The organism is Faecalibacterium hominis (ex Afrizal et al. 2022), assembly GCF_049545105.1.
Taxonomy (GTDB): domain Bacteria; phylum Bacillota; class Clostridia; order Oscillospirales; family Ruminococcaceae; genus Faecalibacterium; species Faecalibacterium duncaniae.
This window is the reverse complement of the sequence record NZ_CP186860.1, coordinates 83,035-103,473: the sequence shown is the minus strand read 5'-3', so window position 1 is coordinate 103,473 and position 20,439 is coordinate 83,035. Positions and strand designations below refer to the sequence as shown.

The following is a 20,439-nucleotide window of genomic DNA, read 5'->3' as shown; positions in this document are numbered from 1 at the left end:
TTTACTCCATTTTCAGTACAGGATTCTGGAGCCATGCCCATCCTGTTTACCAAGATACAGTTCCACGACCATCCTGCCGCTTTCACTGTTGCAGAGTTCTTCCTTGCAGTAGCCGCAGAGTTTTCCTTCCGCTTCCGATACATAGCGGTGCAGCGGTTCCTGCAGGTCTTTCGGGATGCTGCCCCACGGAATGACATAGCTTATGCCCGTATCCCCCACATCCACGATGCAGGCCCGTTCACTGTCCTCATCGGATAAAATCAGGTTCACCAGAAACACATCCGCAAACGGTGCCCCCTGATACTCTGCCTTTTGCCGTCTGCGCTCCGTCCGAAGCTCATCCAGCGCTTGATTCAGGTCATTCTCAGGCAGTGTGGATTTATACAGCAGGATATGCAGTTTCTGCTCCGCCGCTTCACTGTCATTCTGACCGTCCGTCGGGAGTTTCACGTCTGCATGAATACACAATCACTGACAAGCATCCGAAGAACAGAAATCCTGCCGCAAACCCGATCCCTGTAAACAGCTTTTTGAAAAAGCCCATCTCTCACACCTCTTCCGGTTACAGCCTTGCCTGATACACCCGCTCCGTCCGGGCATCGAAGCAGCAGAAAATCACCTGCATGGCGTAATCCGCATGTGCTTCCAGCCACTGCGCCACTGTTTTGACTGCAATCTCCGTGGCATCTTCCAGCGGGTAGCCATACACGCCGGTCGAAATTGCCGGGAAGGCAATGCTGTGGAGTTCATGCTCTTTGGCAAGGTTCAGCGAGTTGCGGTAGCAGTCCGCCAGCTGCGCGGCATCCTCTGCTGTGCCGGAATATATCGGGCCTACCGTATGAATGATATACTTTGCTCTCAACCGGTAGCCCTTTGTGATTTTTGCTTCGCCGGTGCGGCAGCCGTGCAGCGTACGACACTCCGCCAACAGCTCCGGCCCTGCTGCCCGGTGAATGGCTCCATCCACGCCACCGCCGCCCAACAGACTGCGATTGGCCGCATTCACGATGCCGTCACAGTCCAGTTTGGTAATATCACCCTGCACCACTTGAATCTGATTTTTTACTTTTTCAGAAATCATTGTAAACACATCACTTTTTGAGCAGTTCCAACGCTTTCTCCATAGGCACGCAATCGGCATAACAATCTGGCCAGAGGAATTCATTGTAATAGCGGTAGCTCTGCTCCCCTGTCATATACTCGTTGTCCCGCGTGGAATTTGCATAGGCAGGAACGATCATGTGCAGGCCATGCTCAAAGCCCGCCTCCACCGTTGCATTGATGCAGAAGTCCGTCATGATACCGCAGACCATCACATCTTTTTCGCCCTTTTCCGTCAGATATTCCAGCAGACCGCTCTCTTTCTTGAAAGCGTTGCATACAGTCTTGACGAACCGTTTTTCGGTCTGCAGTGGTGCAAACTCAGAATAGATATCAAACTCATCATCCCCGATGGAGAAACCGGTGCCGGGCCCATCGTCATGCTGGACATAGACGACCTCGATTCCCTGTTCGCGGGCAGTCCGGATCAATTCCCTGATGTTGCTGACAAACTTTTCAAACGCATACAGGCGTTCATCCACGATACCTTTCTGTGTATCCACAACCAGTAAAACCATGTGTAAGCCCTCCTGTTTTTTTTTGGTTTCATTCTACCATAGACCGTTTCTTTCTACAAGCGGATTCAAAAAATCCCCACAGGGAAAACCTGTGTTTCACCTGCAGGGATTGATTCAGCCACCCAAGACGATCAGGATCAGCACCACGACCACTGCAATAGCGATCAGGCAGCCGCACCCGCTGCCGTCCCCGCCGCCACCGCCATTGTTGTTGTGGTTTCCGCCACCACCACCGCCGCCGGACGAGCCGCCGAAGTTGCGGTTGAACGCCGTCATGTACTGGGCATAGCCCGTATCGCCTTTGCCGAAGTAACCATAATCACCGTTTGACATTGTTCTGTGCTCCTCAGAAGTTTCTTTTTGTTTCTTCTAAGGTCATTTTAGCAGAAGTAATGTCCCATAAAGTTCTCTTTTGCAAAATTTTCTTCAGGTTTCTTGCAAACTATTGCGTAAATCAGTGTAGGCTTGCCATCCTGCAACATTTCGACCGCAAGAACACAACAGAACACAGAATTCTTCTCACATACTTTCCTTCGAATCAATTTAGCACTCACAGAAGGCAGCATGCCGTGATCGTCTGATACCATTGCTGCTCCCGTACTGCCAATGCTTTTTTCATAGAGGCTTCCTTTTCTCGGTGGTGTCCTTTTCAGGTCACTCGCTTATGGAATCTATTTTTTCGCGTTTGCCTTACGGATCTTCATTTCATTTTGCACCTTCCCGGTTTTCAATTTTACGAATTCAGTATACCACACCCAATCCCATTGTAAAAGAGGATATGTACGCCGCCCGCAGGCGGCCCCCTTTATTCTCCCGGTGATTCTTGAAGCCAACCTTTGCGCAGCTGTTCCAGTGCGTGGGTCTCGAGCCTTGAGACATAACTTCTGCTGATCTGGAGCAGCTGTGCCGTTTCCAGTTGGGTCAGGGGCGGCTGACCCGCCAGCCCGTACCGCAGCAGAATCAGCTTGCGCTCCCGGGCGGGCAGGCCCTCGATCAGCCTGCGCAGCCGCCGGGCCTCGTCCTGCCGCTCACAGGCATCCTCCATACAGAAACCGTCCTGCAGTACATCGGAAAGGGTCAGTGCGCTGTCCTCCTTTCCCGCTTCCAGTGTTTCCTGCAGGGAAACGACCACACCATTTCTGCGCTCCCTGCGAAAATGCATCCGCAGCTCATTCTCAATGCATCTGCTGGCATAGGTCGCAAACCGCGCCTTGCGGGTGGTGTCAAAGGTATCCACGGCCTTCATCAGCCCAATGGTTCCAATTGAGATCAGGTCCTCCTGGTCGCCGGGCTGGGCGTAGTATTTCTTTGCCACATGGGCCACCAGCCGCAGGTTGTGCCGGATGATCTTTTCCCGCGCACTCCTGTCCCCCGCCCGCAGAGCCGCAAAGGTTTCGATCTCCTCCCGCGCGCTGAGCGGCTTTGGGAAACTTCCCGCTTCCAGATGCAGCGCCAGCACCAGAAATTTTGTAGCGAAAAATTGCAGCAACGTTAATAGCATACACAGCACCCCCTGGTGCTACTGTATGCTGTTGGAAGATCACAAAGTATTCCTCCGAATCCGGAGCGCAGGGATGGCATTCTGCAATTTTCCTGCGGGTTCGTTCGTATTAAGGATAAGGGACCGAATTTTGTTGGTAAAACGGAGGAACCATTATAAAAAAACATCTGCTGCCCCTTTGCCGGACGTAACAGCCTCCGGCGCGGGACAGCAGATGTTTTCCTTTTTTACGATGCAGTCAGATTCACTCTGCAATGGGCATGGTCTGGTAGAACCAGTCCTCAATGGCCTTGCGGGTCCGGGCGAAGAACTGCTTCACCGGGCAGGCAGCGTCGCGGGCTTCCTGCTCCAGATCCGTACCTTCGGGGAAATTGCGGATGACGGTATAAGCCACCGACTGCGGCGGCAGCGACATCATCACGGCAGGGTCGTGCACCACACAGATCTGCTCCCCTACTGCAAGGGTAGCGGGATCGGAGGTGGTCTTTTCGTCATGGTCCTGCCACTGGGTGCGCTCAGTGATCACCATTTCATAGGTCTCCTGCCCCTCTGCGGTCACCAGTACAGACTCCACTGTACCGTCCGCAGCTCGGCTGATCTCTTCTACCGTACCATAGTAGTAGAGCCGCTCCGAAAACAGTGCCGAGGCAGCGGGCAGTGCACTGATACTGAGCAGCAGCACTGCAAGCAGACAAAAGAACGAGCGATAGGTCTTTTTCATAAAAAGCCTCCATTTTTCATGTTGAAGCGGAGCACCCGCCGCATGGCGCTCCCGGATGCCTTATTCTAACACAACTCTTGTCGGATTTCTATATCCAGGCTTAACCGGCGGAAAAATATCGCAGAGGGTGGCCAATGATCACGTCTTTTCCCGAAAAAAAGCAAGCCCGGAAGGCACACAGACCTTCCGGGCTTGCACTTTTGGCGATGCGCTGTGCGCATCTCAGACTACTTTACAGCTGGCAGGCGGTATCGTAGCCGGTACGGATGGCGTTGGAGATATCTGCAGCCTTGCCTGCGGCATCGCCGATGGAGTACACCGGGATGTTGGCAGCTTCCAGCGCAGCAGCGTCAAACTCATTGGAGCGCGCGCCCATGGCCAGCACGATGTGATCGCAGGGGATGGTCACCTCTGCGCCGTCCTTGTTCTCGCAGACGACGGCATCCATGCGGAACTCCTTGACCTTGTGGCTGGGGTACTGCTCCACGCCGTAGGTCTTGTAGTTTTCCAGCAGGGTGGGCAGAATGGTGGTGCTCTCGCCTGCCGCGATCTTGTCCATCATCTCAATGACAGACACCTTGCAGCCCCGGGCAGCCAGATATTCTGCGGTCTCGCAGCCCACCATGCCGCCGCCGATGACAGCCACGGTGCCGTAGACCTGCTGCTCACCGGCCAGCACCTTCCAGGCATCGGCCACGTTCACGCCGTCAATACCGGGGATGCGGGGTGCGGCGCTGTGTGCGCCCACAGCGTTGATGACTGCCTCAAAACCGGCATCCTTCAGCTGCTCGGCGGTGCGGGTCTGGCCCATGCACAGGTGCACCCCGGCATTGCAGACTGCATGGATCAGATCCTGCGTGGCGCGGCGCATCTCCTCCTTGCGGGGAGGCACGCAGGCGATGTTCAGCTGACCGCCCAGAGAGGTGGTCTTCTCAAACAGGGTCACATCGTGACCGCGCAGAGCTGCCACACGGGCAGCTTCCAGACCGGCAGGGCCGCCGCCCAGGACGGCGATCTTCTTTTTCTGCTCTGCAGGCTGGATGCTGCGGCTGTTCTCGTAGCCGTTCTCTGCGTTCAGCACGCAGGAGAGGAACTGGCGGTTCTGGATAGCATCGGTGCAGCCCTTGTTGCAGCTGATGCAGCGGCGGATATCGCAGGCTTTACCGGCAGCGATCTTGGTGCCCCAGTCGGGGTCTGCCAGCAGCGGGCGGCCCATGGCAACGATATCAGCCATGCCGCTCTCGATGACGCGCTCTGCCATCTCGGCATCCACGATACGGCCCACGGCGCTGACCGGCACGTTGACAGCCTTTTTGATGTCCCCGGCGATCCTGACAAAGAAGCCGTAGGGCTGCACACCCATGGGAGGAATGGTATCGGCCATGTTGCCGGTGTGGTTGGCCTGGGCAACATGGAACATATCCACGCCGTCCTCCACCAGCCACTGAGCAAACTGCACGGCGTCGGCCTCGTCGATGCCGCCCTTGCCGCGCTGCGGGGTAACGATGGACAGCTTGTAGTCGATGATCATATCCGGCACAGCCTTGCGGATGGCGCGGGTCAGCATCCGGGCAAAGCGGACCCGGTTTTCCAGACTGCCGCCGAACTTATCGGTGCGGTGGTTCATGCGGGTGGAGCACAGGCAGCCGTTCAGGCGGTCGCCGTGGATCTGGATCACATCCACACCGGCCTTCTGGGCACGCACCGCGCAGGCGCACATCTTATCGATGATGGCCATCAGCATTTCCTCGCTGACCTCATCGGTAAAGAACATCATATCGTGATGCAGGCGCTGACGCATCTCGTCAAACTTTTTCTGCATGAACAGGCTGTTGATGGCATCCACATCGTATTCCGGGTGGAAGAGCTGGACACCCAGCTTGGTGCCGTAGGCGTGAACGCTGTCGGCCAGCTCCTTGAAGGCCGGGATCTGGCTGTCGTCAAACAGCTTGGGGGTGGGAGAAAAGCTGTTGATGGGTGCCACATCGCCCAGAACGATGTAACCCACGCCGCCCTTGGCCAGGCGGGTGTAAAAACCCATGTCCTGCTCGCTGATCATGCCGTTCTTCTCGTAGCCGGTGGTCAGCGGGGGGAACATGATGCGGTTCTTAAAGGTCTGTCCGCCCACTACAATGGGCTGCAGGATCATGTTTTCCATACAAATGCCTCCTTACAGATGTGCTTTGATGAATGCGGCGGTCTTTTCCTCCACGGCGGCACGGGCGGTCAGCGTGGCAAAGTTGTGTCCGCCGCCTGCAATGGTATCCACCTCTGGTGCGGTGTACCCCTCGGCATAGCGGCTGCAAGTGCCCTCGTCCACCAGACGGTCATCATCGGCCCGCAGCAGAAGCACCGGGCCGTTGTAGCCCTTAGCCTCGGTAAAGGGATCGGGGTGCTTGGCCATCTCATAGTTGAAGGCCATCTTGTAGCACAGACCCTCCATGTCGGCGTAGTCCTTGCCGGTCTGGGTCACACCGTCGGCGCGCTGGGCGCAGCCGAACCACATCCCTGCGCCCGGGCACAGCAGGATCAGGCCGTGGGGCTGGATCACCGGAGCGCAGGAGGCAGCAATGTAGCCGCCCATGCTCTGGCCGGAGAGGAACATCTTTTCGCTGTCCACATAGGGCTGCTGGGCTGCCCATGCAAAGATATCCTGTGCATCGGTGTGCAGGCCGTCAAAGCTCATATCCTCGAACTCGCCGTCGCTCTCACCGTTGCCGTAGAAATCAAACCGGGCGCTGCCGATGCCCTGCGCTGCCAGAGCGCGGGACAGGTGGGTGTACATGGATTTGTAGCCGCTGCAGCTGCCGGCAAAGCCGTGCAGATGCACCACAAAGGGCACCTTGCCCTCCGTATCAGGCAGGGTCACGATGCCGCGCAGGGTGTGACCATTGCGGTTTTGAAACTGGACCTGTAAGATTTTCATTTACTTGCTCTCCTTTGCGGCACGGCGAGCCTTCAGCTCTGCCAGCATCTCGGCAGTCTTCTGCTTGGTCAGGGGATAGACGAAGAACAGGATGGCCACTGCAATGCCGTAGCCCAGGAAGTAGACGCCGGTGTAGCTCTTCCAGATAGCATTCACAACACCTGCGGTCTGCACAGCGCCTGCGGTAACGTTGTAACCGATGGCACCCAGCACAAAGCTGGACAGGCTGCCGGAAATGGCGCTTGCAAGCTTGCGGAAGAAGGAATAGGTGGAGTAAACGATGCCCTCGTTGCGCTCGCCGGTCTGCAGCTCATGGTAGTCGATGGCATCGTTGACCATGGCCCAGATCAGCACCTGCATACCGGAAGCGCCCAGGTAGCAGATACCGTTGATAACGATGAAAGCCACGGGGTTATGGATGGGGAAGAAGAACAGGATGCCGAACACGACGGCGGCAAAGCCTGCGCCCATGCAGCACCACTCCTTCTTGCCGAGCTTGTTGGCCAGAGGCTGGGTGATGGCAAAGGACAGCACAGCGTACAGAACGCTCAGCATACCGGAGACAGCCTGAATTTTAACGTTGCCGAAGAAGTCCTTGTACAGGTAGGTGTTCAGGCCGTTGACCACGGATGCACCGATCATGCCGGTCAGGCTGAAGAACATCACGCCCAGCAGGGCTTTGTTGTGGGAGATCTCCTTGAGAACGTGCAGGTAGTTCAGCTTTTCGCCCTGCGGACGCTCAGGCACTTCCACACGCTCCTTGCACCACACGCAGGTGATCTGCAGGCACAGCAGGCCCAGCATGGCGCAGATGCAGGCCAGCATCAGGAAGCGGCCAGCCACAGGCTGGTTGTCCACATACAGGAACAGGGGGCCGACCATGACCATGACGGTCATAAAGATGGTGCCGCCCAGGCTGCGGTAACGGGACAGGGCGGTGCGCTGGCTCACATCATCGGTCATCACGCTGGACAGGGTGCCGAAGGGCACGTTGACGCAGGTGTACAGTGCCTCATACAGCACATAGGTGATGAACATGTAAGCCAGACGCAGACCGTAGCTGATGTTGCCCACATTGACAAAGGCCAGCACACACAGCACTGCCATGGGGAACGAGAAAGCGCGAATCCACGGGATGAACTTGCCGCCCTTGGTGGCCTTGCGGGAGTCCACGATCGCGCCGATGATGGGGTCGTTGACGGCATCCCAGATCTTGGTGATCAGCAGCAGGATACCCACATGGAAGGGGTTGACCTGCAGGATCAGGGTGTAGAAGATCGACAGATACATGGCGCGGTACTGCTCCGTGAAGCAGCAGCCCAGATCGCCCAGTGTATAGCCGATCTTGTCCTTCATGGAGAAGGGCCGAACGGTCTTTTTCTGGTCCATTGCGTTTTATCCTCCTTAAAAAACAGATGAAACCACGAGGCTTTTCACACAAGCCTCTTCTCTTCAATTGCATTATACGTTAATTTTGCGTCAAAGCATATCCAAAAAATGATTGAAAACTATCGCAAATTGATGTATTATGCAATTATGACAGTTGTACTTTTCAGTTGTGTACAACAAACTGTCGCATCTGACAGTTCCACGGAGGGAATTTTGGTGAATTATACAGCCAAACGTTATCTTTTTGAACAAAGCACTGTTCGGGAATTCTTTTCCGGCGCGTATTATGACCTGTTTCTGGTCATGCGGGGCAGCGGTGTGTTCCGGTGCAACGAGGTGGTGCTGCCCGCCCAGCAGCAGAACCTGATCATCCTCAAGCCCGGGCAGGGCGGCAGACTGGAATATGCCGGAGCCTACGGCCCGCTGGAGATCATCCGGGTGCAGTTGTCTCCCCAGATGCTGGCGCAGTTGTCGGATGAGGACACCAACTTTGAAAAAAGCTTCAACGTGGTGCCCTTCCGGCAGGTGGCTGTCCGGCCGGACAGCCAGATCTATATGCTGCTGAAGAATCTTGCCCGGAAGCTGCTGGTGCTCCCCCAGGAGAGCAGCCAGTTCGGCGCGGCGGCGTTCGAGCACGGCATCCTGCAGATGTTCGTGGTGCTGGCGCTGCGTGCCTGCATCCATGCCGAATTCCACACCGCTTCGGTCAGCCGCCACCACCTGATGCTGGATGAGGTATTCCTGTTTATTCAGGCGCACCTCACCGAGGAATTGACGCTGGAGCGTCTGGAAAAGGAGTTTTTCGTCTCCCGGGAGCATATTGCCCGGGAATTCAAACGCCAGACCGGTCAGACCGTGCACCGCTACATCGTAAAGGCCCGGCTGGACCGCTGCTGCACCCTCATTGAGCAGGGCCTGCCCATCACCGAGGTGTACAAGACCAGCGGCTTCGGGGGCTACAACCACTTTTTCCGCGCCTTTAAAAAGGAGTACGGTATGACCCCCAAGGAATATTTCAGCACCACCCGGCAGGATGCCCGGGGATGAGCCTTTGCAAAAGAAGTCCCGGCTGCAATTTTTGTGCAGGCTGAAACGTATCCTGTATAAAACGGCAGCTGCCGTTTTTCAACGAACGATCTCCATTACAGACAGGAGGAAAGCTCTATGAAATTTTCTGCTGATTATCGTGCCCTTGCGCTGGATGCCCTACGCGGCAGATGGAAGACAGCTGTTCTGGCCGGACTGATCGCCAGTTTGCTGGGAGCCAACATTGTGAGCAGCTCAGACAGGGTCATCTCCAACATGAGCCAGAACGCCAACGGCGACACCCCGGGGTTTGCCGGGCTGTTTTCCACCGGCAGCGGCGGCGTGCTGGCGGTTCTCGTGGTCTGCATCCTTGCCTGGGCAGTGTTCACCCTCATCGTGGGCGGTGCGGTGCGGCTGGGCTACGCCCGGTTCAACCTGAACCTTGCAGACGGCAGGGACGCTGCCCTCTCCGACCTCGCTTCCCAGAAGCACCGCCTGTGGGACGGCTTCTGCATGAATTTCCTGCAGGGGCTTTATGTGGCGCTCTGGTCGCTGCTGCTGTTCATCCCCGGCGTGGTAAAAGCCTACAGCTATGCCATGACCCCCTATATCATGGCCGAGCACCCCGGCCTGACGGCCAACGAAGCCATCACTGAATCCCGGCGCATCATGGACGGCAACAAGTGGCGGCTGTTCTGCCTCGATCTCAGCTTTCTGGGCTGGGAGCTGCTCTGCACCCTGCCCATGCTGATTGGTTTCTCTCTCGTCTTTGCCTTCACCCGCTCGGCGGATACGGTCCTTGTTCCGCTGATCCTGCTGTCCATCCCGCTGAGCGCCGGCTTTTTCTTTCTGCACCCCTACGAGGAAGCGGCCTGGGCGATCTTTTACCGGGATATCACCGCCGCACCTTCTGACACCGAGGAAATCTGAGAATGAAACATACCGCCTGCTATCACCTGCCCGGACTGTTCGAGTTCTACGAGCTCTACCGCCTGTTCCTGCCCCTGTTCCGGGAGCACCGGGAATATTTTTATGACTGGTGCGAGATCGGCTCCATCTACGGCGCGCCGCCGGACTGCATCTGGGGCGGGGGCCGCGTGGAGGCCGGGGAGCACTCCCCCGCCGAAGTTCTGGCCCTGACCCAGGAATACGGCATCTCTGCCCGGCTCACATTCAGCAATTCCCTGCTCCGCCCGGAGCACCTCTCAGACCGGAAATGCAACGCAGTGTGTCAGCAGTTTGCCCAGCGGGGCACTGTGCAGAATGGGGTCATCGTCCACTCCGAGCTGCTTTTGAACTACCTGCAGCAGCATTACCCAGAGCTTTATCTCGTATCCTCCACCACCAAGGTCCTGACGGATCTTCAGGCGTTTCAGGCAGAGGTCCGGCGGCCGGAGTTCCGGTATGTCGTACCGGACTTCCGGCTGAACAAGGCCTTCGATGCCCTGGATACGCTCTCCCAGCCCGAAAAGGACAAGGTAGAATTTCTCTGCAACGAGTGCTGCTGGTTCGGCTGCACCGAGCGCAGGCGCTGCTACGAAGCCGTCAGCCGCAAAAATCTGGGGGAGGTCTGCGAACACCGGTGCACCGCCCCCGGCGCGCAGGAGGGCTACCGCTTTTCCAAGGCGATGGAAAACCCCGGGTTCATCGGCACTGCGGACATCCGGGAGCGCTATCTGCCGTTGGGCTTTTCCAATTTCAAGCTGGAAGGGCGCGGGCTGGGCAGCGCGCTGGTGCTGGAGTTTCTGCTCTATTATCTGACCCGGCCGGAGTATCAGATCCACGTCCGGGAGGCGATCTATCTGGACAACATGCTGGACCTCTTTTAAGGGTTGCACCACCGGCGCAGTGTGGTATAATCAGCATAACAGAGCACCCGCATGCGGCGCTCTGTTCCGTCCAATCCAAGTCAGGAGGAGATCGTTATGGAATTCACTCAGCTTATTGCACAGCGGTATTCCTGCAAAAATTTTGGTACAGGCAAGGTAGACGCTGCAGCACTCCACACCATTCTGGAAGCCGGTCGGCTGGCCCCCACCGCCAAGAACACCCAGGAACAGCGCATCTACGTCGTTCAGTCCGAAGAAGGGCTGGCAAAGATCGATGCTGCCACTCCCTGCCGCTACGGTGCCCCCGTCTGTCTGGTGGTCGCCTATGACAAGAACCACACCTTTACTTACCCCGGCGGTCGGCTGAACTCCGGCATGGAGGATGCCGCCATCGTAGCCACCCACCTGCTGCTAGGCGCTGCCAATGCCGACGTAGACAGCTGCTGGGTCAACTTTTTTGACCCGGACAAGCTGGCAAAAGCGCTGGGTCTGCCCGAAAACGAGGAGATCGTGATGCTCCTTGATCTTGGCCATGCTGCCGAGGGTGCAGGCCCCCTGCCCAACCACAGCTCCCGCAAGCCTCTGTCTGAAACGGTTACTTTCCTATAACATCACAGGGATGCAAAAAAGCCCCCGCACGTTGGTTTTCCGGCCAACATGCGGGGGCTTGTGTTTTATTCCAGTTTTCAGTTCTGCGGGTGGACGATATCCCGCCAATCCAGATCTCCACGCTCCAGACCGTGGATGAGCACCTCCGCGGTGGCGATGTTGGTGGCCAGCGGGATGTTATGCACATCACACAGGCGCAGCAGGGTCATCTCGTTGGGCTCGCTGGGCTTTGCGTTGATCGGATCGCGGAAGAACAGGAGCAGATCGACCTCATTGCAGGCAATGCGGGATGCGATCTGCTGATCACCGCCCTGAACACCTGCCAGAAAGCGCTGGATCTGCAGACCCGTTGCCTCAGAGATCAGCTTGCCGGTGGTGCCCGTAGCCACCAATTTATGCTGGCTCAAAATCCGGCAATACGCCGTACAGAACTGAACCATCAGCTCTTTTTTGGAGTCATGCGCAATCAGTGCAATCGTCATCGGTCAACCTCTCCTTTGTTTTGCCAGTGGGCATTTTCTTGCATATATCATAGTATCACAGTTTCCGTTCTTTTACAACCGTTTTTTAGACAAACTTCATACTTTTTTCGGAAAAAAGCGCCAGAATTCACCAAAAGCAGTGTTTCAGCGTTTTATCCTTCTTCAATTGTCTAAAGCATCCTGCCCGGCAGGTGCGGTCTCCTGAGCAGCTTCCGTGGTGCCTGCGGCGGGATCTGTGGCCGTATCCGTGCCGGTTTCGGTCTGAGCGGGGGCAGTCTGGGCAGCGGGGGTGCTGTCTGCAGCGGTCTCCTGCTTGCCGATGGTGCCATCTTCATTCAGGGTGCCGTCCTGCATGGCGAAGTAGGCGTTGAAGATATCCGCCATCAGGTTACCAGCACGGGCACCGCCGCCGCCGTATTCCACAACAATGCCAATTGCGATCTGGGCATCCTCTGTCGGGCCGTACGCGATCATCATGGTATTGGTGTAATGCCTATAGCTGCTGCCGGAATAGTAACCCTCACTGCGCTGGGGGGTACCGGTCTTGCAGGCGATGGTATACGGGTAGTTCGCCAATGCGGAGATCGTCTGAGACACGCCGATCATTCCCTGCTGTATCAGATCAAAGGTCTCCCCCTTGTCCTCAATCACATCCATGACCTCGGGCTGGGTCTCCTGCAGCACTTCACCAGTGTTGGAATCCAAAATCGCCTTGACAAAGTGGGTACGATAACGGGTTCCCCGGTTGGCAATGGTGGCGGCATAGGTCGCCAGCTGCACTGGCGTGACCACCGTGTTGCCCTGGCCAATGGCCGCCTGGATATCCAGGGATTCCATATAGTTGGAGTCGTTCTTGGTGGTCAGGTGGCCTGTGGCCTCGCTGACCTCCACGCCGGTGCGCTGGCCCAGGCCCAGCTTATAGGCGTAGGCATCGTAGACATCACTGGTCAGGCGGCGGCCCACATCATAGAAGAAGATATTGCAGCTCCACTTGATTGCGTTGACCACATCAATGGGGCCGTTGCCATGGCCGTGCTGTGTACATTTGGGGCGGTAATCCTTATAGTAGGTATAGACCCTGGTACAGTTGACCGTGGAATAGCGGTTAATGAGCCCGGTATCCAGCGCGGCGATCGCCACAGCGGGTTTGAAGGTGGAACCCGGAGTATACAGGCCCTGTAAGGCCCGGTTGAACAGTGGCAGGCTCTCGTCGGCACTGTACTCGCTGTACTGTGTGGCATAAAGATTCTGGTCGAAGCTGGGGTAATTCGATGCGGCCAGCACACTGCCGTCCTTCACATCCAGCACCACGGCGGCACCGGCGGCAGCTTTCATGCTGCCGGTGTTGTAGACCCGGTTGATCATGTCGATGTTCTCGGCCAATGCCTTGTCCACCGCCTTCTGGAACCGGCTGTCGATGGTCAGCTGCACGGTGTGGCCCGGCTCGGGCACAGTGGTCAGGGCCGTATCCACAATGACACCATCGGAGTTGCGGGTGATGGTCTCCACGCCATCCTTGCCCCGCAGTTCGTCCTCATAGGCCGATTCCAGGCCCGAGATGCCGATGATGTCGTTCATGTTGTAGCCTTTTTCGCGCAGGGGGTAGGTGGTCTGGCCGTTTTCATCGGTCACCTTCCACTTTTCAGCGGTGATCTTACCCACCCGGCCCAGCACATGGGGCAGCACCGTGGATTGCTCATAGCTGCGGGTACTCGTTTCCACGATCTCCACGCCCGGCAGCGAGAGGCTGTGCTCCTTGATGGTCGCCACGGTGGCCTCGCTGACGTTTTCCGCCATGATAAAGTTGTTCACATTGGAGAAAGCCTGCAGCTGCATCTCGTAATGGATGCCGCCCAGCGTGCGCTGCCAGCTCAGCGGATAGCTGGCAAGGTCGTAGTCCTCCACCAGCTTCTCCATCACATCATTGGCCGTTGCATACTGCTGTAAACCAAGATTGTCCTTCATGGCGGCAAGGGCTTTCTGATCCCTGGTGCTGCCCTCTTCGGCGGTAAAGGTATAATTCCCCGCTGCATCCGGCTGGCTGATGAGCAGAGTATCGTTCCAGCTCTCACCGTTGGCACGCAGCAGCTCGACGATCTTCTGGAGCATCCCGTCCAGATCTTCGTCTCCCATCAGCAGCTTGTTGAGCACCACATTGTAGCTCGTGACGCTGGTGGCAATGCGCTCCCCCCGGCTGTCCACAATGTCACCGCGTGCCGCCGTGACCGTAAACTTGTAGTCGGTGGTGTTGGTGGCCTGGGATTTGAAATCGTCCCCGTTGACCAGCTGCAAAAAGATGAGCCGCAGCCCGTACAGCAGCATCAGGATGCAGGCGGCGGCAACGAGAACACGCATCCGCCGGATGGCGGTTTTCCGTTCTTCTTGGTTCATGGATTCTCCTTCCGGCGCGGGGTGCGTTACACCACGCCGTTGTCGATCTTAAATTCTTCGTGGATGCGGCGCACGACCCCGAACAGAGGGAAGCAGACAGGCACCGAGAGCGCCGCCGTGGGCAGCACAAACCACAGCCAGCGGCCGGCCGCGCCGCTGTAACCAGGCATGTAGTAGAAAAACAGCCAGTCCAGCGTGAGCACCAGCAGGGCGGCAGCAGACGCAATGAGTGCAAAGTTGGCGGCCGAATTCTTGAAGTAGAGCTGCATCACCGCCGAAACGGCAAAGCAGAGCAGCAGCAGCTCCAGCGCCAGCATGCCCACGGTGCGCCCGGCCAGCCAGTCCCACATCAGGCCGCAGACCGCCCCAAAGACAGCCCCGGCGAACTCGCCCTCAAACACGGCGACCGCCAGCGCCAGCGGCAGCAGCCAGAGCGGCTTTGCCGCCCCGAACTGGAACAGCCCGGGCGTGGTCTGCAAAACAGCACAAAGAAGGCCCAGCAGCGCATAGCAGATCCATTTGACGATCTGGCCCCGGCTGCGTTTCCGGCGTGATTCCATCAGGGTCCCTCCTCAGAAACTGGTAATGATGAACGCATGGCGCACCGTGCGGGGGTCGGTACCGGGTTTGATGACGGCAATGGTCGATTTGCCGCTGACCTCGGGCACCAGTTCCTGTACCACGCCCACCAGCAGGTCAGCCGGGAACACCCCGCCCAGCCCGGTGGTGACCACCTGGTCGCTTTTCTCCGTCAGGGTGTTGCGCGCAAGGTTGGTCAGCACGCACAGGCCATCGGCGGCATATTCGGAGCTGCCGGTGACGATGCCGTTGTCACGGGTGCGGGATACCACGCCCGCCGCGTTGAAGTTGGGGTGAAGAATGGTCATCACCTTGCAGCTGGTGGGCTCAGCCTCCACCACCATGCCCAGCAGGTAGCCCTGGTCACTGACCACGGCATCGTTGACGGCCACGCCATCCAGTGTGCCGCGGTCCAGTGTGAAGCCATAGAAGGAATCCAGCGGGTCACGGCCAATGACAAAGCTGGAAAGATAGCTCATCTCTGGCCGCTGGCTCTGGATGCTTTCCAGTGCCTTGTAGGCCTGGTTCTCGGCCTTGACGCGGTCGTAATCCACCATCTGCTGGCGCAGCTCGGCGTTTTCGGCCTTGAGCGTCTCGTTCTCAGCCATCACGTCATCGATGCTGGTGTATTTTTCCCACAGGGAAGCCACGCCGCCGCTGACCACAGCAGCCACTTTCTGGAATGGAGCAGCCGCCACGCTCAGCAGCTCCTGCGGAGCGGCAGTCAGGCGGCCGTTGGCACCGGCGTAGGCCATGATGCCCACCAGAAACACCGCGATGCCCACCAGGATCTTGAATTTCCAGGTATCGAAAAAGTCTTTCAAGGGGTTTTCCTCCGATTGCAAAAGGGCGCGGACAGCCCAGAGCCGTCCGCACCCTCTGTTACATCGTTACATATGAGCTCCATCGGTGTCCAGCACGTCGTGCAGAACATCCACATGATCCAGCACCGCACCGGCACCCTTGGCCACGCAATCCAGCGGGTCCTCCGCAACATGGACATCAATACCGGTCTCGCTCTGGATCAGCTGATCCAGGCCCCGCAGCAGGGCACCGCCGCCGGTCAGGGTGATGCCGTGGTCGATGATATCGGCACTCAGCTCAGGCGGGGTGCGCTCCAGGGTCTCCTTGATGGCGCTGGTGATCTTGACCAGGCACTCCAGCAGGGCCTCGCGCACATCCTCAGAGTGGACGACGATGTTCTTGGGCAGGCCGTCCACCAGGTTGCGGCCCTTGATCTCCATGGTCATCTCAGGGTCCATGGGGTAGGCCGAGCCGATCTCGATCTTGATCTGCTCGGCGGTACGCTCACCGATGAGCAGGTTATACTTGCGCTTGATGAAAGCGATGATGGCCTGATCGAACATATCACCGGCCATCCGGACGCTGCGGGAGGCCACGATGCCGCCCAGAGAGATGACAGCGATCTCAGCGGTGCCGCCGCCGATGTCCACGATCATGCTGCCGGTGGGCTCACTGATGGGCAGGCCCGCGCCGATGGCAGCGGCCATGGGCTCCTCGATGACGGAGACCTGACGGGCACCGGCCTTGAGGGTCGCCTCACGCACAGCGCGGCGCTCCACCTCGGTCACGCCCGAGGGGATGCAGATGACCACACGGGGGCGGGAGAACATGCTGTTGCCGCAGGCCTTTTTCAGGAAGTTCTCCAGCATATTTGCCGTGATATCGAAATCGGCGATGACACCATCCTTCAGGGGGCGGACTGCCACGATGCTGCCGGGGGTACGGCCGATGACAGCCTTTGCCTCAGCACCCACGCAGCGCACCTCATCGGTCTTGGTATCCACAGCCACGACCGAGGGTTCCCGCATGATGATGCCCTTGCCCTTCATGTAAACCAGGGTATTGGCAGTACCCAGATCAACGCCAACGTCCTTTGACAAAAAACTCATAATGAAGCTCTCCTTCGTATTTCCGGTCTATTCCAAAACGCACAGCAGCCCAAACTCCACAGGGTTTGACCGCCTATCGCAGAATAACACGTTTCTATTATAGCCGCAAGTCAACGTTTTCTCAAGCGTTTTGTTAAGTTTTTCCGTATTTTTCATTTTTCTGTGCGTTCCGCCGCACAAACTGTCAGAACTGTTCAAGCAGGCGGACCGTCCGGCTGACGGGCAGGCCCATAATGGTGTAATAATCACCCTCAATGGCATCCAGCCAGACCGCCGCGCGGCCCTGGATGGCGTAGGCACCGGCCTTATCGTAGGGCTCCTCTGTGGCGGCGTACCGCTCGATCTCCTCCTCGCTCAGCGGGAAAAAGGTGACCTTGCAGGTATCCACAAAGCTCTCGGTGCGGGTGCCATCGGAAATGCAGACACCGGTGTGCACATAGTGGGTCGCGCCGGACAGCGCGCGGAGCATCCTTCTGGCATCGTCCGGGCTGTGGGGCTTGCCGAACACCTCGCCGTTCACATCCACCACGGTATCGCAGCCCAGCACCACGGCACCGGGGTGTTCCTTGGCCACAGCAAGGCACTTGCCCCGGGCAAGCTGTTCCACCAGCCGGGCGGGGGTATCCGCCGTCACGGCATCCTCGTCAAAATCGCTGACACAAACGGTAAAATCAGTCGTGTACAGGCTCAACAGTTCTTTCCGGCGGGGGCTCTGGGAAGCCAGGATCAGATCTTTCATACGCTTCACTTCCCCGTTGAGCCAAAGCCGCCCGCGCCGCGCTGGGTATCCCCCAGTTCAGCCGCCTGAGCAAAGGCAGCGGTATACACCGGTGCAATGCAGAGCTGTGCCACACGCTCACCGGGCTGGATGGTATAGGCCTCGGTGCCCAGATTGATCATGGGCACCTTCAGTTCCCCGCGGTAGTCACTGTCCACCACGCCCACGCCGTTTGCCATACACAGGCCGTGCTTGATGGAAAGGCCGCTGCGGGCATAGACCAGCGCCACAGCGTGGGGGCCGGGCAGCTCGATGGCAAGGCCGGTGGGCACCAGTGCCCGCTGCATGGGGGCCAGCGTCAGGGGCTCATCCAGCACGGCGCACAGGTCGGCAGCCGCTGCCCCCGGCGTTGCATAGGCGGGCACCTTGGCCCGGGGGTCCAATACTTTATAGTTTACGGTGATCGGTTCCATAGTATACCTCTTGTTAAAGTTATATTCGGGCGTGTTCCGGGAGCTTTCTCCTCGGACACGAAACGGGCCATTCCATCGCCCGCCCTACTGCCTGCGGCAGCAGGGTCCCACCCCAGCGGACGGTCCTCGGAGAAACTCTCGGCTCCCGCCCGGGGAAACTGCATCTTTAGTTGGTTCCCTTGAAATAAAGTCCTCTTGTAAACTCTCCCTCAAAGGGTGCGTGGACACGGATGTTGTCCAGAATGGCGGCTGCTTCTTCCCGGGATTCCAGTGTGAAGTAGGCCACGCCGTAGTCCACAGTCAGAGCACCGGGTTTATCACCCATATAAATAGGTACGGGGTTATAGATCGTCCGCACGCCCATGCCGCAGCGCACCGGGAACTTTTTGGCCTTGCGGTCGGTCAGTTCCCCTGCTTTATTGCAGTGGGCGCAGTCATGGATGTTCTGCAGCGGGCAGGCACGGGTGACCATCAGCGGCATATGGCCATAGACCAGCACACCGGTGGGCACAGGCTTGCCGTTACGGGTGGGGGCAATGGTGCTGATATCGCTGTCCTTGACTTCGGGCAGGATGAGCACACTGTTCAGGCCATGGTCAGCGTAGAACTGTGCTGCCATCTGGTTGGTGACGTTCAGGCCGAAACCGCCGGTCATCGGCAGCCCACGGCAGAGCCGCAGGTGGGCGATGTTGCTTACCTCATAGCCCGCAAAACCCGCATCCTGGGTGGCGGCAATGCGGCGGGCGGTGTCCTCCTCCAGCGCGCCGAACATCACGCGCGGCAGCTCCAGAAGGGTCTTTTCCCGCCACTCCCGGGGCACCCGGTCGACCTGGGCAATGGGCAGGATGAGATACTCCACCCCGCTCAGGGCCTGCTCCGGCACCTGCTCCCAAGCTTCAAAGCGGGCGCGCAGGGTGCGGCGGGGCGGCAGAGTGCGCAGGGGCAGAGCATCCGGCTCCGCCTCGTGTACCGGCCAGGGGCGCAGGACCTCCCGCTTTTTCAGCAGGGCCTCCAGCGCATCCCGGCGCAGCTCGTTCACGGCACTGCCCGGCACGAACCAGGGACCGCCGTCCATCTCCACATCGATTTTTTCCACTGCAAAGGGGGTGCCGCCCGTCTTGGAAAGGCTGCGCTGCAGGCTCTCGGTGGGGTCGGTGCGGGCAGGCTGCGGTTCCGCATCGCCGTAGGCAAAGGCCTTGTTGCCGTCCGCGTCGGTCACGGTCAGCTTCTCGCCGCCCTCTTCGATCTCCAGCCTGAACTGCACCGGCACCCGGCTGCGCTCGCGGCGGTAAAGCTCGCGCAGGGCAGGCAGGGTCTTTTTGGTCAGCTCCGCATCGGCTTCGCTGCGTACGCCGAACATGGTGCCGTCGATCTTTCCATCCAGATAGCCGGAGGTGAAGCCGGAGCGGCTGAACGCATTTTTCAGCAGGTCACGGTCGTAGGCGCGGCCCTCGCGGCCTGCCAGACAGGCACTGACCGCCGCCGCCACATACTCCGGCGTGCGCAGACGGCCCTCGATTTTGGCCGATGTCACGCCAACGGCCTGCATCCGATCCAGCTTGTCGATGACAGAGTTGTCCTTCAGGGAAAGGTGGTGCAGACGGCCCGGCTTGCCCTCGGGCAACGGGTTTGCCTCAAAGGGCAGGCGGCAGGGCCCGGCGCAGGAGCCCCGGTTGCCGCTGCGGCCGCCCAGGAAGGCAGACATATAGCATTGGCCGCTGACACACATGCAGAGCGCGCCGTGGACAAAGCACTCGGTCTCGATGCCGCAGTGCTTTGTGATGTGCTCTACCTCGGGCAGGCTCAGCTCACGGGCCAGCACCACCCGGGTAAAGCCCAGCGCCTTCAGCTCCAGCGCGCCCTGCAGGGTGTGGACGCTCATCTGGGTGGAGCCGTGGCGGGGCAGGTCGGGGGCGATCCGGCCGATGAGCTGCGCCACCGCCAGATCCTGGCAGATGACCGCATCCGCGCCGCTCTCGGCCACAGCCTTCACGGCAGCGGCCAGCGCGGCCAGCTCCCCGCCGTAAACGGTGGTGTTCAGTGCCACGTGCACCTTGACCCCCCGCGCATGGCAGAACCGGACTGCCTCCTTCAGGCTGTCCGCATCAAAATTTCCGGCTCCTGTGCGGGCATTGAAGCCCGAAAAGCCCAGATATACCGCGTCCGCACCGCTGAACACCGCAGCGCGGAGCATCTCTTCACTGCCCACCGGGGCAAGGATCTCGATCTTTGGCATAATACTCCCTTTGTTCCGGCGCGCTCA

At 58.6% G+C, this 20,439-nt stretch carries 21 protein-coding genes; 4 read left to right on the top strand and 17 right to left on the bottom strand.

Annotation, left to right across the window (positions count from 1 at the left end; translation table 11 throughout):
• Positions 1–12: 12 nt before the first annotated feature.
• The 9 genes from ACKXGA_RS00500 to ACKXGA_RS00460 all read right to left on the bottom strand — a co-directional run bounded on the left by ACKXGA_RS00500 (position 13) and on the right by ACKXGA_RS00460 (position 8,156).
• Positions 13–450 (bottom strand): hypothetical protein, encoded by a 438-nt coding sequence (locus ACKXGA_RS00500; protein WP_423729834.1) that lies wholly within the window; start codon positions 448–450, stop codon positions 13–15.
• 112 nt (positions 451–562) lie between these two features.
• Entirely contained in the window at positions 563–1,081 is a 519-nt protein-coding gene (locus tag ACKXGA_RS00495; RefSeq protein ID WP_423729833.1) for an O-acetyl-ADP-ribose deacetylase, read from the bottom strand.
• A 10-nt stretch (positions 1,082–1,091) separates the two neighbouring features.
• A complete protein-coding gene (locus tag ACKXGA_RS00490) occupies positions 1,092–1,619 on the bottom strand; it encodes a cysteine hydrolase family protein (RefSeq protein WP_423729832.1) in 528 nt (175 codons plus the stop codon).
• Positions 1,620–1,733: 114 nt separating this feature from the next.
• Positions 1,734–1,952 (bottom strand): HFLK protein, encoded by a 219-nt coding sequence (locus tag ACKXGA_RS00485; RefSeq protein WP_097793250.1) that lies wholly within the window; start codon positions 1,950–1,952, stop codon positions 1,734–1,736.
• Between the two features lie 472 nt (positions 1,953–2,424).
• Positions 2,425–3,120, bottom strand: coding sequence for a sigma-70 family RNA polymerase sigma factor (locus ACKXGA_RS00480; protein WP_223453893.1), 696 nt, complete (start codon positions 3,118–3,120; stop codon positions 2,425–2,427).
• 244 nt (positions 3,121–3,364) lie between these two features.
• Positions 3,365–3,841: a hypothetical protein gene (locus tag ACKXGA_RS00475; protein WP_156066232.1), complete on the bottom strand. Its 477-nt coding sequence runs from the start codon at positions 3,839–3,841 to the stop codon at positions 3,365–3,367.
• Positions 3,842–4,073: 232 nt separating this feature from the next.
• Positions 4,074–5,999, bottom strand: a complete 1,926-nt coding sequence (gene bilR, locus ACKXGA_RS00470; RefSeq protein ID WP_423729831.1) for a bilirubin reductase, long form — start codon at positions 5,997–5,999, stop codon at positions 4,074–4,076.
• Positions 6,000–6,011: 12 nt separating this feature from the next.
• A complete protein-coding gene (locus tag ACKXGA_RS00465) occupies positions 6,012–6,767 on the bottom strand; it encodes an alpha/beta hydrolase family protein (RefSeq protein ID WP_097770641.1) in 756 nt (251 codons plus the stop codon).
• Positions 6,768–8,156 carry an MFS transporter gene (locus ACKXGA_RS00460; protein ID WP_423729830.1) on the bottom strand — a complete coding sequence of 463 codons (1,389 nt, stop codon included), beginning with the start codon at positions 8,154–8,156 and terminating at the stop codon, positions 6,768–6,770.
• Positions 8,157–8,372: 216 nt separating this feature from the next.
• Here ACKXGA_RS00460 and ACKXGA_RS00455 point away from each other — a divergent pair, with 216 nt between their 5' ends.
• The 4 genes from ACKXGA_RS00455 (at position 8,373) to ACKXGA_RS00440 (ending at position 11,620) form a co-directional block, all read left to right on the top strand.
• Complete coding sequence (locus tag ACKXGA_RS00455; RefSeq protein WP_423729829.1) at positions 8,373–9,203, top strand: helix-turn-helix domain-containing protein; 831 nt, start codon at positions 8,373–8,375, stop codon at positions 9,201–9,203.
• A 117-nt stretch (positions 9,204–9,320) separates the two neighbouring features.
• Complete coding sequence (locus ACKXGA_RS00450; RefSeq protein WP_423729828.1) at positions 9,321–10,112, top strand: DUF975 family protein; 792 nt, start codon at positions 9,321–9,323, stop codon at positions 10,110–10,112.
• Between the two features lie 2 nt (positions 10,113–10,114).
• The gene (locus ACKXGA_RS00445) at positions 10,115–11,011 is read left to right on the top strand and encodes a hypothetical protein (RefSeq protein ID WP_156070673.1); all 897 of its coding nucleotides are present in this window, start codon (positions 10,115–10,117) and stop codon (positions 11,009–11,011) included.
• Positions 11,012–11,107: 96 nt separating this feature from the next.
• Positions 11,108–11,620, top strand: a complete 513-nt coding sequence (locus tag ACKXGA_RS00440) for a nitroreductase family protein (protein ID WP_423729827.1) — start codon at positions 11,108–11,110, stop codon at positions 11,618–11,620.
• Positions 11,621–11,697: 77 nt separating this feature from the next.
• Here ACKXGA_RS00440 and mgsA read toward each other — a convergent pair whose 3' ends face one another.
• The 8 genes from mgsA to ACKXGA_RS00400 form a co-directional block, all read right to left on the bottom strand.
• Positions 11,698–12,102, bottom strand: coding sequence for a methylglyoxal synthase (gene mgsA / locus ACKXGA_RS00435; RefSeq protein ID WP_097770635.1), 405 nt, complete (start codon positions 12,100–12,102; stop codon positions 11,698–11,700).
• A 162-nt stretch (positions 12,103–12,264) separates the two neighbouring features.
• Positions 12,265–14,493, bottom strand: a complete 2,229-nt coding sequence (locus ACKXGA_RS00430) for a peptidoglycan D,D-transpeptidase FtsI family protein (protein ID WP_423729826.1) — start codon at positions 14,491–14,493, stop codon at positions 12,265–12,267.
• 26 nt (positions 14,494–14,519) lie between these two features.
• Positions 14,520–15,053 carry a rod shape-determining protein MreD gene (mreD, locus tag ACKXGA_RS00425; RefSeq protein ID WP_423729825.1) on the bottom strand — a complete coding sequence of 178 codons (534 nt, stop codon included), beginning with the start codon at positions 15,051–15,053 and terminating at the stop codon, positions 14,520–14,522.
• Between the two features lie 12 nt (positions 15,054–15,065).
• Complete coding sequence (mreC, locus tag ACKXGA_RS00420; protein WP_099357213.1) at positions 15,066–15,896, bottom strand: rod shape-determining protein MreC; 831 nt, start codon at positions 15,894–15,896, stop codon at positions 15,066–15,068.
• Positions 15,897–15,962: 66 nt separating this feature from the next.
• Complete coding sequence (locus ACKXGA_RS00415; protein ID WP_005932353.1) at positions 15,963–16,985, bottom strand: rod shape-determining protein; 1,023 nt, start codon at positions 16,983–16,985, stop codon at positions 15,963–15,965.
• 184 nt (positions 16,986–17,169) lie between these two features.
• Positions 17,170–17,724, bottom strand: coding sequence for a Maf family protein (locus ACKXGA_RS00410; RefSeq protein WP_423729824.1), 555 nt, complete (start codon positions 17,722–17,724; stop codon positions 17,170–17,172).
• 5 nt (positions 17,725–17,729) lie between these two features.
• Positions 17,730–18,176 (bottom strand): dUTP diphosphatase, encoded by a 447-nt coding sequence (gene dut, locus ACKXGA_RS00405; protein ID WP_035394001.1) that lies wholly within the window; start codon positions 18,174–18,176, stop codon positions 17,730–17,732.
• Positions 18,177–18,342: 166 nt separating this feature from the next.
• A complete protein-coding gene (locus ACKXGA_RS00400) occupies positions 18,343–20,412 on the bottom strand; it encodes a DUF3656 domain-containing U32 family peptidase (RefSeq protein ID WP_423729823.1) in 2,070 nt (689 codons plus the stop codon).
• Positions 20,413–20,439 lie beyond the last annotated feature (27 nt).

Bases quoted from the DNA above. Each gene is read 5' to 3' on its own strand.
- ACKXGA_RS00495 (WP_423729833.1), bottom strand. From the start codon at position 1,081: ATGATTTCTGAAAAAGTAAAAAATCAGATTCAAGTGGTGCAGGGTGAT.
- ACKXGA_RS00490 (WP_423729832.1), bottom strand. From the start codon at position 1,619: ATGGTTTTACTGGTTGTGGATACACAGAAAGGTATCGTGGATGAACGC.
- ACKXGA_RS00485 (WP_097793250.1), bottom strand. From the start codon at position 1,952: ATGTCAAACGGTGATTATGGTTACTTCGGCAAAGGCGATACGGGCTAT.
- ACKXGA_RS00480 (WP_223453893.1), bottom strand. From the start codon at position 3,120: ATGCTATTAACGTTGCTGCAATTTTTCGCTACAAAATTTCTGGTGCTG.
- ACKXGA_RS00475 (WP_156066232.1), bottom strand. From the start codon at position 3,841: ATGAAAAAGACCTATCGCTCGTTCTTTTGTCTGCTTGCAGTGCTGCTG.
- bilR (WP_423729831.1), bottom strand. From the start codon at position 5,999: ATGGAAAACATGATCCTGCAGCCCATTGTAGTGGGCGGACAGACCTTT.
- ACKXGA_RS00465 (WP_097770641.1), bottom strand. From the start codon at position 6,767: ATGAAAATCTTACAGGTCCAGTTTCAAAACCGCAATGGTCACACCCTG.
- ACKXGA_RS00460 (WP_423729830.1), bottom strand. From the start codon at position 8,156: ATGGACCAGAAAAAGACCGTTCGGCCCTTCTCCATGAAGGACAAGATC.
- ACKXGA_RS00450 (WP_423729828.1), top strand. From the start codon at position 9,321: ATGAAATTTTCTGCTGATTATCGTGCCCTTGCGCTGGATGCCCTACGC.
- ACKXGA_RS00445 (WP_156070673.1), top strand. From the start codon at position 10,115: ATGAAACATACCGCCTGCTATCACCTGCCCGGACTGTTCGAGTTCTAC.
- ACKXGA_RS00440 (WP_423729827.1), top strand. From the start codon at position 11,108: ATGGAATTCACTCAGCTTATTGCACAGCGGTATTCCTGCAAAAATTTT.
- mgsA (WP_097770635.1), bottom strand. From the start codon at position 12,102: ATGACGATTGCACTGATTGCGCATGACTCCAAAAAAGAGCTGATGGTT.
- ACKXGA_RS00430 (WP_423729826.1), bottom strand. From the start codon at position 14,493: ATGAACCAAGAAGAACGGAAAACCGCCATCCGGCGGATGCGTGTTCTC.
- mreD (WP_423729825.1), bottom strand. From the start codon at position 15,053: ATGGAATCACGCCGGAAACGCAGCCGGGGCCAGATCGTCAAATGGATC.
- ACKXGA_RS00415 (WP_005932353.1), bottom strand. From the start codon at position 16,985: ATGAGTTTTTTGTCAAAGGACGTTGGCGTTGATCTGGGTACTGCCAAT.
- ACKXGA_RS00410 (WP_423729824.1), bottom strand. From the start codon at position 17,724: ATGAAAGATCTGATCCTGGCTTCCCAGAGCCCCCGCCGGAAAGAACTG.
- dut (WP_035394001.1), bottom strand. From the start codon at position 18,176: ATGGAACCGATCACCGTAAACTATAAAGTATTGGACCCCCGGGCCAAG.
- ACKXGA_RS00400 (WP_423729823.1), bottom strand. From the start codon at position 20,412: ATGCCAAAGATCGAGATCCTTGCCCCGGTGGGCAGTGAAGAGATGCTC.